The following is a 15260-nucleotide window of genomic DNA, read 5'->3' as shown; positions in this document are numbered from 1 at the left end:
TTTGCTTTTGATTAAAAATTTAATAAATATTATTCGTCATCATCATAGTCGTCATCAGAAACAGGTGCATCTTCTAATGAAACATCAAAAATAAGAATGGCTTTACCATCTGTTTGGATCATGCCTTGATCTTCTAAGGTTTTGAGTACACGGCCAACCATCTCACGTGAACAACCCACAATACGGCCAATTTCTTGACGAGTAATACGAATTTGACGACCATTTGGCAAAATCATTGCTTCTGGCTGTGAAGATAGGTCGATTAAACAACGTGCAATACGGCCAGACACATCGATAAATGCAAGATCTGTCATTTTACGGGTTGTATTTTTTAGACGGCGAACGAGTTGTGCAAAAACAGCATAACTTAAGTCTGGATATTGTTTGCTAAGTTCATGGAAGTTGTCATAAGAAATTTCTGCAATTTCACAGACATCACGAGTACGAACTTCAGCTGTACGTTGAGGGTTCGGTTCGAAAAGCCCCATTTCCCCAAAGAAGTCGCCCGGATTCAAATATGCAACAACAATTTCACGTTCATCATCTTCACGTAAAATAATTGAAACTGAGCCTTTTAAAATTAAATATAAAGATTTCGACTCTGTTCCGGCATCAACAATTGTGGTTCGTTTTGGATATCTGTTGATGTGAGCACGTTTTAACAATGCTTTAACGGATTCAGGTAGTTGCCCCGGGGATAAAGCATCTGTGCTGAGTTGTGAAAAATTTGAAGTCATGCTTAATATGTTCCGAATAGGGTAAACAATTCACACAAGCCCGAGATGAGCTATTACACAGAAGAGATGAAATTCCTTATCAACTCATTTTATGTTAGTGTACAAAACAAGGGTCTGTTGACATTTCACAGATGGTTGCGACATAAGACAATTCTTTTAGACGTTACCAAGCAAGAGCTATGAAATTTAGCCATTCTAAATAAATAGATCTTAACAACGGAACGTACAAAATAACATGGTCTTGCGCTATGCCTGCACTGCTTAAATTGCAGCTCAGATTATGGCTGAAACTTCACAAACTATATAACAAAACTGGACAAAGGATAGCCATTGTCTAGGTTTTGCATCTTATTTGGATTAATTTTTAGCTCTAAAGCAATCCATAGATGAAATGTCAACAGACCCTGCTTAAATTTATAATTTTTTTTAGGTAGTTGCAATGCAAACAAGTGTACATTGGCTAGAGAATGTTGCTTTTGAAGCGAAATCAGATAGTGGGCATAGTGTCATCATGGACGGTTCACCTGAGTATGGTGGTGAAAACCGTGGTCCACGTCCTATGGAGTTGCTATTAATGGGACTTGGTGGGTGTGCTTCGTTTGATATTGTGACCATTTTAAAGAAATCTCGTCAAGATGTGACGAATGTCGTATGTAATTTAAAAGCTGAGCGCGCTGACGCAATTCCGGCTGTTTTTACTAAAATCCACTTACACTTCGTGGTAACAGGTAAAGCTGTGAAAGAAAAACAGGTTGCAAAAGCGGTTGAATTATCTGCTGAAAAATATTGTTCAGCGAGTAAAATGCTTTCTGATGGTGGTGTTGAAATCACCCACGACTTCGAAATTATTGAAGCTGAATAAGATGTTTTTTGATAGATAGAAAAAAAAGCTGACATTAGAGTTGGCTTTTTTATTGTCAAAAATAACTAAAAAATAAGAGGAGAAATGAAAGTGAATATTCGCACTGCTAAATGGGAAGATACTCAGGCCATATGCGATTTACTTAAACAGATGGGGTACCCACAACCACTCGCTCTTATCCAAGAAAAATTTGAAATACTACATAGCGATCTTAAAGCAGAAATTTTGGTTGCTGAAGAGGAAGATAAAGTTTGTGGCTTTTTATCCCTTTATTTTATTCCACAAATCGCCTTAAAAGGTGACTTTGCCAAAGTATGCTATTTATGTGTTGATGAAAATATACGAAGTAAAGGTGTTGGACATTTACTTTTGCAGCAGGCTGAGCAATTGGCAAGACAACGTGGTTGTGATCGAATGGAACTGCATTCGGGCGAACAGCGAACATTGGCGCATCAATTTTACTTACGAGAAGGGTATATCGATGCGCCAAAATATTTCCGAAAAAAACTAAATTAGCGCGTTTTGCCTAAGAATAACTGAGGGTCTACTCGTGCATTATTAAGGCTCATGCCCCAATGCAAGTGTGGACCTGTCACACGTCCAGTTTTACCTACTAAACCTAAAGTTTCTCCTTGGCGAATATGTTGGCCTTTCTCTACTTTAATTGCACTTAAATGGCAAAACATACTGATTAAGCCTTGCCCGTGATCAATCAATACAGTTTGACCATTAAAAAAATAAGATCCGGTTTGAATTACAATACCATCTGCTGGAGCAACTACTTTTTGTCCCACTGGTGCAGGGATATCTAAACCTGAGTGGGGCGCGCGCTCTTCGCCATTAAAGAAGCGTTTTCGCCCAAAAGAGTTGCTGAATTTCCCCGAAGTGGGGCGTATAAATTTTGGCAACGCTTGCCATGAGCTCTGTGTAAATGAGTTATACACGTCATTTTGTTCTTTAGCTTCTTGAGCATAACGGTCTAACTGACTTTGGTTGGGGTTCACATAGTCTTGGTTAGTAACTTTAATCCGTTGCTCAGCATAAGGATAGGGCTTAATTTCTATTTGAATAGGGGCTTTATTAGTGTCGAGCTGAACACTGCCGAGTGGGGTAGATAACGGAATACCAAGTACAGCATAACGCTGATGACCTTCCTGACTGATTAAAACTGGCTTTTGTTGAAAGGTGACCCGAGTAATATCACTAGTTAAGGGAATAACTGCGATTCCGCCAGCTCTTCGAGAGTCTTGGGGGAGCTCGGCAAAGCAGTAAAAAGGTATTGATGTAAAAAGCAAAGTAGAAATGAGTTTTTTTATTAACATAGCAACAATAATTTTATAAGAGAATATTCGAGATTATATCAGTAAGTTTTAATTAAGAGTTATTTTAATTTTTTTAACAATTGAATTTTAATTTTATTCATTACTTTATTTTAATAATTGATTGTTTGTTTATCTTTGTTTTTGTGATTTTATTTGTCTTATATTTTAAATTTTCTAAACTTAACTTTTTATTTTGATTATTTATTAATTCTTAGTATTTTACTTTGATTTTAAATCTCTTGTTATTCTGGGTTTTATTGTCAATAATGATTTTTTGGTTAAATTTATAATCAAAATTTTAATTATTATATAAATATTTTAAAGGACTTTAATATAATGTTAAATATATCTTATGAAGATCGTTTTACTGAAATATGGAAATACATGCAACGAGGGTTGGTTTATCCAGCTCCCCATGCAATTTTTACTACGGTTTGGCTTAATACCGAAATTACACGTGAAAAAATTCGTCAGTTAATGATCGCTGTGCGTCAAGAGGTCAATAAGAATCCAGCACTTTCTAGTAAAAATACAACTTTGGCAGTTGGTATATCTTTTGATAACTGGGATGCAATTTGTAAAAAAGATAGTTTATCACGACCCAAAGGAATGCAATTACATTATCCAGAAGAAAAAAATCCAAATGTCTCAGAAGTTTTCTCTGATTCTAATGGGAGTTTTAAAAATTCGGATGGCGACATTTGGTTGCATGTAAAAAGTGATGATGCTGATGCGTGTACAGTATTACAGAAATATATTGAGCATTTTTTAGCTTCAGATATTAAAGAGATATTTAGTCAAGTTACTGCTTCACAATCTAAAACTGGTCGCAATGGTAAGGTTTTAGGATGTCGTTTTTCTGAAAATTTAAATAATCCATCTGATCCAATTTCACTAGCAAAACATACTTTAATTGGTGCAGAAGATATTGATCATTTTGGTGGCTCATACGTTTTATCTCAAAGGTTTTTAATTAATTGGGATCAAATCAACATGATGTCAGAAGATCAAATTGAAGATTTGATTGGACGTAAAACTGACGACACGATTATTCCAGACCGTGATAGCCGTTCGCACATTAAAGCTTCTCGTGTACAAGATGAAAATGGAAATACTACACCAGTTCTGCGTTTGGGTTTGCCGTTTGGCCGTGCTGAGTCAAATTCAAGTTTTAGAGTGCCAAAATCGGTAACTAAAGCAGATGAAGCAGGGATTTATTTTGCTGGTTTTGCAAAAACTGCTGCAATTTTAGAAGAGGTTATGGCAAGTCAGATTGGGGCAATAGAAGGCTTTATGAATGACCGTCTATTCAATAGCCTTCATTCAGACTTGGGAGGAATATTTTATATTCCAAGTTTAAAAGATTTAGCATTAGATGATGCACCAGAATATTTAAATGATTTTAGTCGATTAGATAAAGATAACTGGAATTTTTTCCCGGGTATGGATTGGAATCGATTTGATCGCCATTATATGAATAGTTCCGATAATGGTTTGATGTACTACAATCATAGTAATTATCTTTTTAACATGGCAACTGGGCTAAATCCTCATAGTGAATTTTTTAAACCACCCTCTAACCGTATTTTAAGCCTACTTGAGAATACATTTTCTTTATGGCAAGACAACTGGTATTTCAACCGGAAACAAGAAGAAATTGAGCAAGGGGTGGATTATTATATTGATGAGTTTGACATCAGTGATAAGCCTGAAAATATTATGGGTTTATCCATTATGTTGCGCAAAGGTTGGGCTATTCGATTAAGCTTACAGTTATTCTCATCAGAAAATTATGGTTTCCGCGGACGGAAAATTTTATTAAAAAATGGTGAAATGATTCCGTATTCAACTGGGCGCGAATGTGAAGGTAAGGTCATTTATGGATCGGATACTTATCGCATTACGTCTGATGAAATTATTGTAGGAGCTATGCCAAATCTGACCTTGGGTGAAGGTCGTTATGTCATGAAGTATTTATCTGAAGAAGAACGTCTTCAGGGCTTTTTGCGTAATTTAAGTGAAGCATCGGGTGTTGGGCATGTTATTCCAAATTATAAAAAAGCACTAGATTTAGGTTTAGCTGGTCTACAACAAGAAATTGCTAAACATGCAAGCAATGCGCAGACTCCAGAGAAGAAAGACTTCTATGAAGCTTCAAGATTAGCACTAACTGGTATTTCTGAATATTTCTTAAATTACTCAAAGCTTGCATTTAAAGTCGCAGGCCAGATGCAAAAAGGACAAGAGTTCGAAAGAGAGAACTTAAATGCGATTGGTCGACGAATGGAAAAGTTGTCGAAAGATAAACCGGACACATTTATTGAAGCAGTTCAATTTATTTTCACATTGCATAGTTGTTTGCATTTAAATGGTGAGCCAACAGCATTTGGACGTATGGATCAGCTGTTACAACCTTTCTTGGACAACCATTCGGCTAGGCCTGAACAGGCGCAAGAAATTATTGATGCGTTCTATATTAAGCTAGATGAAAAAGTACAACAAAACCGTATGTTTATGGAAGACCATCAACCTTTTGGTAATCTCGCAATGGGTGGTAGTTCGGGACCTTATCCTCAAGGTGCATCTTTGGGACAATGGATTCAACAGATTACAGTTGGTGGGACAGTCGCTGATGGTGAAGAAGACTTTTCTAAAACCAAACCAGCTTACAATGAGGTCACAAAATTATTTATTCGTGCATCAGGCCGGTTACCGTTAAATGCACCGTGTTTGTCTCTACGCACTCGCAAGGATATTCCTGAAGAAATTTTAGAAGTGGCTGCACATGCAATTTTATCTGGCGGTGCTCATCCAATTTTATTAAATGATGAAAAACTCATTCCTAGTCTTCATCAAAGTGGAAATGGTGTAGGGGGGGATACACTTACTAATTTGCCAAATTGGAATTCTAAAGTCGATATTCGTTCAGCTCAAAATTATGCTTGCGATGGTTGTTATGAACCTCAGTTCCCTGGCGAAAACTGGTTTTCTTTAGGTGGATTCTCGACATTACAGCCTTTGGAGTGTGCACTAAATCAGGGTAAAACAATTTCAAGTGCGGGACAAAGTTATCTGTTTGGGCAAACTGTTTCATTAAATACTAAACCTGCCGATCAGATTGATAGTTTTGAAGATCTATTAGAGTTATACATGCAACATTTTGAGTTGCTCAATCGCAAGGCATTCAATGGGCAAATTCTAGGCTACGGTGCCAATACAGATATTTGTCCATCTCCAATTCTAAATGTTTTGATGGATGACTGCTTGGCTAAAGGGCAAGATTTTTATAGTGGCGGTGCTAAATATAATATTTATGGACCGTGTTATATCTCGCTCAGTAATACGATTAACTCGTTGTATGCCATTAAGGCGATGGTTTTTGACCCATTAACTGCGGTAACTACATTACCTGAACTCTTAGAGTGCTTGTGTTGTGACTGGGGATATAAAATGACTGAGCCATTTATTAGTAATTTAGCTGGTCATGCTCGTATTGCTGCGCAAGCTGATCGTTATAAGCGCTTACGTGAAATTGCTTTAGCACAACCACGTTATGGGCGTGGTAACTCCGAAGTCGATAAACTAGGTGATGAGATTGTTAAAATGATTGCTGAGATATCAGTCAAGACATTTACTCATCCATGGCCACAATTCGCACAAAGCCTTAAAAATTTGGCTGAACGCTATGGTTCAAAAGAGCATCCGTTTGGTATACAGATTCAACCGGGTGTGGGAACTTTTGAAAATCATGTGGAGATGGGGGCATGGAATGGTGCGAGTGCTGATGGTCGCCGTTTAGGTACGACAGTAGCTTCTGATCTAAGTCCATCACCAAGTCCAGCAGATTTGGCAATTGATCATCAAAAAGTTGAGTTTAGCCGTGCTTTACAAGGTTTTAATGGTATTGGCACAGACTTAATGGCTGATGGAGCACCTACAGATTTTAATATTGGTGAAGACTTTGGAGTTCAAGAACTTGTAGCTATCCTGAAGCAATTCAGTCAAGGTAGTTCATCTAATATTTTAACAATAACAGTAGCTGACCCAGAAACATTTGCTCAAGCTGTGACATCACCTGAGCAATATAATTTGTTAAGAGTACGTACCGGTGGTTGGTCAAACTTCTTTACATCTGTGTTCCCTACTATTCAGGAGCAACACCAGCGTCGTCCTGTGTCGACGCCAGACCTACCCAAAGAAAAAACAGAACAAGCAAAATGTCCGTTCCATCAATGGACTAATTGATTAGTTGTTTTAAAAGGCAGTCTTTTTAAATAAAGGCTGCCTTCAATTATTTTAATATTTAACAGTTATAACTATTAAAAATATTACAGCTTTCAAATTGCCATTTGTTATAAGAATTCAGATAAAAACATGACATTTTTGTTTTCTCTTAAAAATTATACAAAATGTACTTGAAATAGATCGCTTACAAACCCATATTATAATGGAGTTTTACTCATTGTTATTTTAATAACATTATGAAAAATATATAAAAATTTATTTGAAATCCGAAAAAGTGTTCCCATTTATTAGACAAGTACAAATTTGTTGTGAGGAATAACAAGAATGCGTTTTGAAAAATTTACAAACCGCTTGCAGCAAGCCCTTTCAGATGCTCAATCTTTAGCGATGGGTAAAGACCATACCGCGATCGCAGGTATTCATATTTTATCTACCCTATTAGAAGAGCCATCAAATATTAGTTTGTTGCAACAAGCAGGTGCACGGTTACCTGAACTTAAACAAAAGCTTGAGCAAGCGATAAAAGATGCTCCGACCATTGCGAATCCGACTGGAGATGTCAATTTAAACCCTGAAGCTGTTAAAGCGCTTAATCTGGCAGATAGATATGCGCAAAAAGCAGGCGACGAATTTTTGTCAACTGACTGGGTTCTATTAGGGTTGGCAGAGACAGGCGAAACTAAAAGTATTTTAAATGCCGTAGGTGTAACTCCCGACAGCTTACGTAAAGTTATTGAACATATTCGAGGTAGTGACAAAGTCATGAGTAATAATCACGAAGATCAACGTGACTCACTTAATAAATATACGATTGATTTAACTGAACGTGCTTTAGCGGGAAAACTTGATCCGGTGATTGGGCGTGATGATGAAATCCGTCGTACTATTCAGGTCTTATCACGTCGTACAAAAAATAACCCAGTACTCATTGGTGAGCCGGGTGTTGGTAAAACCGCTATTGTTGAAGGTTTGGCGCAGCGTATTGTAAATGGTGAAGTACCAGAAGGCTTAAAAAGCAAACGAGTTTTATCATTAGATTTAGGTTCATTACTCGCTGGTGCTAAATATCGTGGCGAGTTTGAAGAACGTTTAAAAGCTGTTTTAAAAGATTTGGCTAAACATGAAGGCGAAATCATCTTGTTTATTGACGAGCTACATACGCTTGTAGGCGCAGGTAAAGGTGATGGCGCAATGGATGCAGGGAACATGTTAAAACCTGCATTGGCGCGCGGTGAGTTGCGCTGTGTGGGTGCAACAACCTTAGATGAGTATCGCCAATATATTGAAAAAGATGCGGCTTTAGAGCGTCGCTTCCAAAAAGTATTGGTTGATGAGCCAAGCGTTGAAGATACTATTGCGATTTTGCGTGGTCTAAAAGAGAAATATGCCACTCACCATGGTGTGCAGATTTTAGACTCAGCGATTATTGCTGCGGCAAAAATGTCTCATCGCTATATTACAGATCGTCAATTACCAGACAAAGCAATTGACTTGATTGATGAAGCAGCTTCTCGTATTAAGATGGAAATTGACTCTAAACCAGAAGCGCTTGATAAGCTCGACCGCCGTTTAATCCAGTTGAAAATGCAATTGGAAGCTGTAAAAAAAGATGAAGATGTAGGCAGTAAAGCCGAAGTCACTCATCTTGAAAAACAGATTACTGAAGTCGAGAAAGAATACAACGATCTTGAAGAAATCTGGAAATCTGAGAAGACTCTTGTGGAAGGGACCAAACAAGCTCAGGTTGAACTTGATAAAGCACGTATTGCTTTTGAAAAGGCTCAGCGTGAGGGTGATTTGGCTGAAGCAGCACGTTTACAGTATGGTGTGATTCCAGAGCTTCAAAAACAACTTGAGCAAGATGAAGTTGCAGAAGAGAACGAAGAGCCAAAACTTATTCGTACTAAAGTAACTGAAAATGAAATTGCTGAAGTCGTGAGTGCAGCAACAGGAATTCCGGTTGCGAAGATGTTGCAAGGCGAGCGTGAAAAGCTACTCAATATGGAAGGCTTTTTACATGACCGCGTTGTAGGGCAAGATGAAGCTGTTGTTGCTGTATCGAATGCGGTTCGTCGTTCGCGTGCAGGGTTGTCTGATCCGAATCGTCCAAGTGGTTCATTCTTGTTCTTGGGTCCAACAGGTGTCGGTAAAACTGAGTTAACAAAAGCACTGGCGAACTTCTTGTTTGACAGTGATGATGCCATGATTCGTATCGACATGAGTGAATTCATGGAGAAACATTCGGTTAGCCGTTTGGTGGGTGCACCTCCGGGTTATGTGGGTTATGAAGAAGGCGGTGTTTTAACTGAAGCTGTTCGCCGTAAACCATATAGTGTGGTGTTGTTTGATGAGGTTGAAAAAGCGCATCCAGATGTATTCAATATCTTGCTACAAGTGTTGGATGACGGACGCTTAACAGACTCACAAGGCCGAGTAGTCGACTTTAAAAACACGGTTATTGTGATGACATCGAACTTGGGTTCACAAGATGTACGTGAGCTAGGTGAGGGGGCAACAGACGATGAAGTGCGTACCATTGTAATGAATGCGGTAAGTCAGCATTTCCGTCCGGAATTTATTAACCGGATTGATGAGCTTGTGATTTTCCATTCACTCAAGAAAGCACAAATTCGTGGTATTGCCGATATTCAGTTGGATCGATTACGTTCACGTCTTGTTGATCGTGATATGAGTTTAACTGTAGATGATACTGCTTTTGATTTATTGATTGATGCTGGTTTCGACCCTGTATATGGCGCGCGCCCATTAAAACGTGCGATTCAACAACAGATTGAAAACACATTAGCTCAAAAAATCTTGTCGGGTGATTTTGTCGCAGGTGATACCATTTTAGTTAAAGGTGAAAATGGGCACTTAGTCTTCGATAAAATGAAACTCAGCTAAGCTTTTTCTGCTAAAACCGAAAGAGAATATGGAAACATATTCTCTTTTTTTATGGTGAAGCTGTTTGTGTTGTTGATGTGAGTAAAGCAACTATGGCATCTGAAACTTTCTGAGTTAAGGTTTTTAATTTTTGTTCGGGGTAGCCAGATAAAAAATAGTGGTAATGATAAATACGCTCTTGATAAGAAATGCAAATGAAAAAAGTACCTACAGGTTTTTCTGGGGTTTCACTTCCTCCAGATTTTAATAGACCAGTACAACTTACAATAAGATCGGCTTGTTGAAATAACTGTTGACCCAGTTTGCACATTTCCTCAGTAACTTGTGATGACTCTGATGTATAGGTCTTTATTAACTTTTGATCGATATTTAAAATACTAACTTTAATGCTTGGGTCGTAACTCACTAAACCACCAAGTAAAATGTCTGCACCGCTATTTTTATGAATGGAAAACTGGCTAGTTAAATAACCAGAACTGGCACTTTCAATAAAGGCAATTTTGAGTTGACGATTTTCTAATATTTGGCAGCAGTGCTGAAGCATTATTTCACCTCGAATGGTGTTTATTTATAAATAAAATCAATTTACAGATAAATTATAAAATCACAGTAAGTGATTTAAGGGTGTGGTTCAAGTCTGAGATAAGAATCTATAAAACTACTCGAATATTCACAAAATGCCTGTGAAAAAAATCAGGTTTTCAAATGATCAATGTTAATTGTCGGGAAGTTTGTTTATAACATTGCGACATGCTTAAAAAATTGTTAATTTTGTTCGATATAACAAACAATAACAATTTTAGGATGAATGAAATGAACAATAAGCAAGGGTATATGCTGGGAATTTTGAGCGGTGTATCTGTATTATTATCAAATACATGGGCAGCACAACCAATGTCGGAAAGTGCACTTGCAACCCAAACAGGAGCGATAACCACGTCTTTACCCGTCATTATTGCGAAAGCTCAGGATGATGCAAAAAAACCTGCGATAGAACAACAACAAGTACGTCAGGCGTTAGGGGATAACTATTTACAGCAAGTTCGATGGGATGCGCTTAGAACTAGCGTACTTTCGCCTTATCAAGAACAAAAACAAAATCATGTTATTGATAATAAAGAAAAGAAGAGGTTAGAAATGATTGCGCTACCGGAAAGAGCAGACCGATTTACCAAATATGATTTTGAATCAAAAAATGTTCATGGCGAGGTTATTATTACCGTGAAGTAATAATAACCTCTAGTTTCATTAATATTGATCTAGAGCAGGGTGCTGAATTTTCCATGCACGGTGGATTTTTTGATTACGTTTAAAATCAAGGCCAATTGTTTCAGAAGTGATTTCTTCAACCTGAAAAATAGCTTCGATCTCTTCGTCCATCTCAAAACCACGATAGTTATTCGAGAAGTAGAGCGTACCTTCACTGTGCAAACGGTTCATTGCACGTTTAATTAGTGAGATATGGTCACGTTGGACATCGAATGTACCATAGAATTTTTTCGAGTTTGAGAAGGTTGGTGGGTCAATAAAAATAAGGTCGTATTGTTCATGACCTTCTTTTAACCACTCAAAACAGTCACTGGCAAAGAACATGTGTTGTTCATCTGCATGATCTACAGTTAAACCATTTAGCACGAAGTTTTCTTTTGACCAGTTTAAGTAAGTGTTAGATAAATCTACACTTGTCGTACTTGCAGCACCGCCAAGGGCAGCATGTAAGCTTGCAGTAGACGTATAACTATATAAGTTCAAGAAGTGTTTACCACGTGCTTCTTGAGCAATACGTAAACGCATTTGACGATGGTCAAGGAATAAACCTGTATCTAGGTAATCAGTCAGGTTAACTAAAATTTTAGCTTTACCTTCTTGCACGATAAAACGTTTTGAAGCTGTACTTTGTTTCGTATATTGAGTTGTACCAGTTTGGCGTGCACGTGTCTTAATAAAGATAGCATCGCGGTTTAAACCAGTAACAGCACGAATTGCAGCAAGCGCTAAGTTAAAACGTTTTTTAGCTTTTTCCGGATCGATTGTTTTTGGTGGAGCGTATTCCTGAACGTGTAAACGGTCACCATATAAGTCAACAGCGACATTAAAGTCAGGTAAGTCGGCATCATACAAACGTAAGCAATAAATATTTTCTTTAGTTGCCCATTTTTTCAAGGCTGTCATATTTTTTTGCAAACGGTTAGCAAAGTCTTGTGCTTCTTCCATTTCAATAGGTTGGGCTTGCCAAGTCGCTAAAAATGGCTGACTCACTTTTTCTGGTTTGATTACACCGAAACGAATATAAATTGGTAACTTACCATTCATTAAACGTAAAGTTTCAGGTGCTTCAAATGCTAAAACATCGGATTGTTCAATTTGAGCTGCAATGATTGCTGCATATTGATTTGGGAAATGCTTTTGTAAAAGCGCTGATAAACCTAGATATAGAGAACGGTTCGAAGCTTTTTCACCTAAACGTTCACCATAAGGTGGGTTAGTCACAATAAATGCAGTTTTACCTTCAGCAGCAAAATCTGGCCAGTCAGCTAAAGTACGCTCTTCAATTTGAATCTGACCTAATAAATTTTCAAAACCTGCGGCAATAATATTTTCACGGGTTGCTTTAATTGCTTCCCAGTCCGCATCGTAGGCATAAAATTTAGGTAGAGGTAATTCAAGTGCCTTTTCATGACGCTCTGCTGCTTCTGCTTTAAGTGAAAGCCAAAGGTCGCGGTCATGACCATGCCAGCCATTAAAGCCAAAACGACGAACAAGCCCTGGTGCACGGTCAGTTAAAATCATCAATGCTTCAATGATAAATGTGCCTGAACCACACATTGGGTCGAGTATAATTTCTGGGTTACGCTGTTTGAGCTGAGCTTTTTGTAAAATTGCCGCAGCAAGGTTTTCTTTAATTGGTGCATCCGTCATAAAACGACGGTAGCCACGTTTATGTAGCGAGTCACCAGACAAGTCTAAACAATAGGTATGTTCAGTTTTACCTGCCAAAGCATATATCGTAATTTCTGGTTGTTTGGTGTCAATGCTAGGGCGGCGGCCTACAGCTTCCATAAATGAATCAACAACGCCATCTTTTACACGCAGAGTAGCAAATTGCGAATTGACCATGATTTCACGTTCAGCATGTAAGCGGATTGCGAAAGTACTTTGTGGTGCAAAAATAAGTGACCAGTCAAAGCTCATCGCGCCTTCATAGAGCTCTTCTGCGACATCACGTGCATCATGCGTAAATTCAAGTTCATAAGTATGAATAGGAAGTAAAACACGAGAAGCGAGACGCGACCACATACAAATGCGGTAAGCTTGTTCAAGCGTCCCTTCAATGATTAAACGTCCTGCTTTACGTTCTGTCACTTTGGTGCCAAGTTGTTCTATTTCTTCTTGTAAGAGGGGTTCTAAACCATCAGCACAAGTAATCCAATAGTGGTTTAAACGTAAAGAGGTATTCATAAACTCGATTGACCAAAACATATAAATATTAACGACGCAAAGTTTAACGTATTTTGATGTCTAAAGGTTTTTAAATTATTGCAACCTATCATTTAGCAACCAATAAACTGATTTTTAATGAGTAATATCTTGAAATTGGTATGTATTTTGCTAGACCAATACTATCGATGGTTATTTATTTAACAGACATAGTCGGTTTTTAACCATTTTTATAATTTTAATGGATGGGGACGTTATAAATGAAAGACATGATCGGGAATGGTTTTATCACTAATGCAGATGCTTTCTCTGTGGCTACACAAATATATGTACGTATGCGTAGGGTGACTGGGCGGGTAATAGATGCAATGTACGTGATTCAAAATAAAGATTATGCAAAATATGTAATTACGGTAGCGTTAGAAACAGAGGATGACGAATTAAAACGATGCGTTGAGCGATTAAGATCGTTGGTTGACACACTGCCAGAGCCTTCTCAAAAAGAAAAACTTGCTGTTGTTAAAGTCGATGAAGATTCAGAAATCACCGCCGAAGACATTTATCGGGCACAAGTTCCACACCATTATATAGGTGCATTGAGATAGTCCAGATCACGGCCCTAAATTTTCTGGTCAATTTAGGGTCTTATTCTGTAAAGTTCTTCTGCGAAAAGAGCGGAATTCAGCTACACTATGCACGTTTTCGCGATTCGACCCATAGGAATCCATTATGCATATTGCAGCGTTGCATCAACCGAGCCAGGTTCAGCTCAATCAAGACGGAAATTTAAAACATTTTTTAACGATTGAGGGACTTTCAAAAGAAAACCTCACTAAGATTTTAGATACCGCACAAAGCTTTTTAGATGATAATAATAATTTAATTAACCGTCCGCTCTTAGAGGGATTGACGGTTATGAATCTTTTCTTTGAAAACTCCACCCGTACTCGTACTACTTTTGAAGCAGCAGCAAAACGCTTGTCTGCCAATGTACTGAATATTGATATTGCACGTTCAAGTACATCAAAAGGTGAAACGCTACGAGATACGCTCTGGAACCTTGAAGCAATGGCTGCTGACATTTTTGTTGTACGCCATTCATCTTCGGGCGCTGCACATTTCATTGCGAAAGATGTGTGTCCAAAGGTCGCGATTATTAATGCAGGAGATGGACGTCATGCCCATCCAACGCAAGCGATGCTCGATATGCTTACCATTCGCCGTGAAACAAAGAAACCGTTTGAAGAGTTGAGTGTTGCCATTATTGGTGACATTAAACACTCTCGTGTAGCACGTTCGGATGTTGCTGCATTACAAACACTAGGATGTAAAGATATTCGTGTGATTGCACCGAATACATTATTACCAGTGGGCTTTTCAGAATATGGCGAGCATGTCCGCTTGTTTAATAACATGGATGCAGGGATCGCAGATTGTGATGTGATTATTGCTCTACGTATTCAAAATGAGCGTATTGACTCTCCAGCATTATCTTCACAGTCTGAATTCTACAGAATGTATGGCCTAAACAAAGAACGTCTTGGTTTGGCGAAACCTGATTGTATCGTGATGCATCCGGGACCAATGAATCGTGGTGTAGAAATTGATTCAAGTGTGGCGGATGGAGACCAGTCGGTTATTCTGAAACAAGTAACCAACGGTATTGCAGTTCGTATGGCTGTGTTGGCGTTGTCAATGCAAGGCCAACTCCAAGAACAAGGCTTAATTGAAGCGATTACGTTGTAAGGAATG

Annotated in this window: 11 protein-coding genes and 1 pseudogene; 8 read left to right on the top strand and 4 right to left on the bottom strand. The window is 38.2% G+C overall.

Annotation, left to right across the window (positions count from 1 at the left end; all coding sequences use genetic code 11):
• Window positions 1–29 precede the first annotated feature (29 nt).
• Window positions 30–737: a cAMP-activated global transcriptional regulator CRP gene (gene crp, locus ACB088_RS10480; protein ID WP_005041938.1), complete on the bottom strand. Its 708-nt coding sequence runs from the start codon at window positions 735–737 to the stop codon at window positions 30–32.
• 241 nt (window positions 738–978) lie between these two features.
• Here crp and ACB088_RS10475 point away from each other — a divergent pair.
• From ACB088_RS10475 to ACB088_RS10465, 3 genes and pseudogenes are all read left to right on the top strand, one after another.
• Window positions 979–1041 (top strand): annotated as a pseudogene (locus tag ACB088_RS10475) (hypothetical protein); the annotation flags it as partial.
• Between the two features lie 135 nt (window positions 1042–1176).
• A complete protein-coding gene (locus tag ACB088_RS10470) occupies window positions 1177–1599 on the top strand; it encodes an OsmC family protein (protein WP_004642007.1) in 423 nt (140 codons plus the stop codon).
• A 90-nt stretch (window positions 1600–1689) separates the two neighbouring features.
• A complete protein-coding gene (locus ACB088_RS10465) occupies window positions 1690–2115 on the top strand; it encodes a GNAT family N-acetyltransferase (protein WP_375036902.1) in 426 nt (141 codons plus the stop codon).
• On the opposite strand, the gene ACB088_RS10460 is transcribed toward ACB088_RS10465, so the two are convergent.
• A complete protein-coding gene (locus tag ACB088_RS10460; RefSeq protein ID WP_375036901.1) occupies window positions 2112–2921 on the bottom strand; it encodes a peptidoglycan DD-metalloendopeptidase family protein in 810 nt (269 codons plus the stop codon). The two genes, ACB088_RS10465 and ACB088_RS10460, sit on opposite strands and share 4 nt — an antisense overlap.
• Before the next feature lie 336 nt (window positions 2922–3257).
• On the opposite strand from ACB088_RS10460, the gene ACB088_RS10455 reads away from it, so the two are divergent.
• On the top strand, window positions 3258–7166 hold the full coding sequence (locus tag ACB088_RS10455; protein WP_375036900.1) for a Dyp-type peroxidase: 3909 nt from the start codon (window positions 3258–3260) through the stop codon (window positions 7164–7166).
• A 324-nt stretch (window positions 7167–7490) separates the two neighbouring features.
• On the top strand, window positions 7491–10070 hold the full coding sequence (gene clpB, locus ACB088_RS10450; RefSeq protein ID WP_375036899.1) for an ATP-dependent chaperone ClpB: 2580 nt from the start codon (window positions 7491–7493) through the stop codon (window positions 10068–10070).
• 49 nt (window positions 10071–10119) lie between these two features.
• Here the strand turns inward: clpB and ACB088_RS10445 are convergent, their stop codons facing one another.
• Window positions 10120–10614 (bottom strand): CinA family protein, encoded by a 495-nt coding sequence (locus ACB088_RS10445; protein WP_375036898.1) that lies wholly within the window; start codon window positions 10612–10614, stop codon window positions 10120–10122.
• A 269-nt stretch (window positions 10615–10883) separates the two neighbouring features.
• On the opposite strand from ACB088_RS10445, the gene ACB088_RS10440 reads away from it, so the two are divergent.
• Window positions 10884–11300, top strand: a complete 417-nt coding sequence (locus ACB088_RS10440) for a hypothetical protein (protein WP_133746475.1) — start codon at window positions 10884–10886, stop codon at window positions 11298–11300.
• A gap of 18 nt (window positions 11301–11318) precedes the next feature.
• Here the strand turns inward: ACB088_RS10440 and rlmKL are convergent, their stop codons facing one another.
• Window positions 11319–13529 carry a bifunctional 23S rRNA (guanine(2069)-N(7))-methyltransferase RlmK/23S rRNA (guanine(2445)-N(2))-methyltransferase RlmL gene (gene rlmKL / locus ACB088_RS10435; protein ID WP_213074577.1) on the bottom strand — a complete coding sequence of 737 codons (2211 nt, stop codon included), beginning with the start codon at window positions 13527–13529 and terminating at the stop codon, window positions 11319–11321.
• 239 nt (window positions 13530–13768) lie between these two features.
• Here rlmKL and ACB088_RS10430 point away from each other — a divergent pair, with 239 nt between their 5' ends.
• The gene (locus tag ACB088_RS10430; RefSeq protein WP_004642015.1) at window positions 13769–14113 is read left to right on the top strand and encodes a hypothetical protein; all 345 of its coding nucleotides are present in this window, start codon (window positions 13769–13771) and stop codon (window positions 14111–14113) included.
• 124 nt (window positions 14114–14237) lie between these two features.
• The gene (locus ACB088_RS10425) at window positions 14238–15254 is read left to right on the top strand and encodes an aspartate carbamoyltransferase catalytic subunit (protein ID WP_003652674.1); all 1017 of its coding nucleotides are present in this window, start codon (window positions 14238–14240) and stop codon (window positions 15252–15254) included.
• Window positions 15255–15260: the final 6 nt, after the last annotated feature.

The sequence above is a fragment of the Acinetobacter sp. RW6 genome (genome assembly GCF_041956835.1).
GTDB classification, from domain to species: domain Bacteria; phylum Pseudomonadota; class Gammaproteobacteria; order Pseudomonadales; family Moraxellaceae; genus Acinetobacter; species Acinetobacter calcoaceticus.
This window is presented reverse-complemented; position numbering and strand designations above follow the sequence as displayed.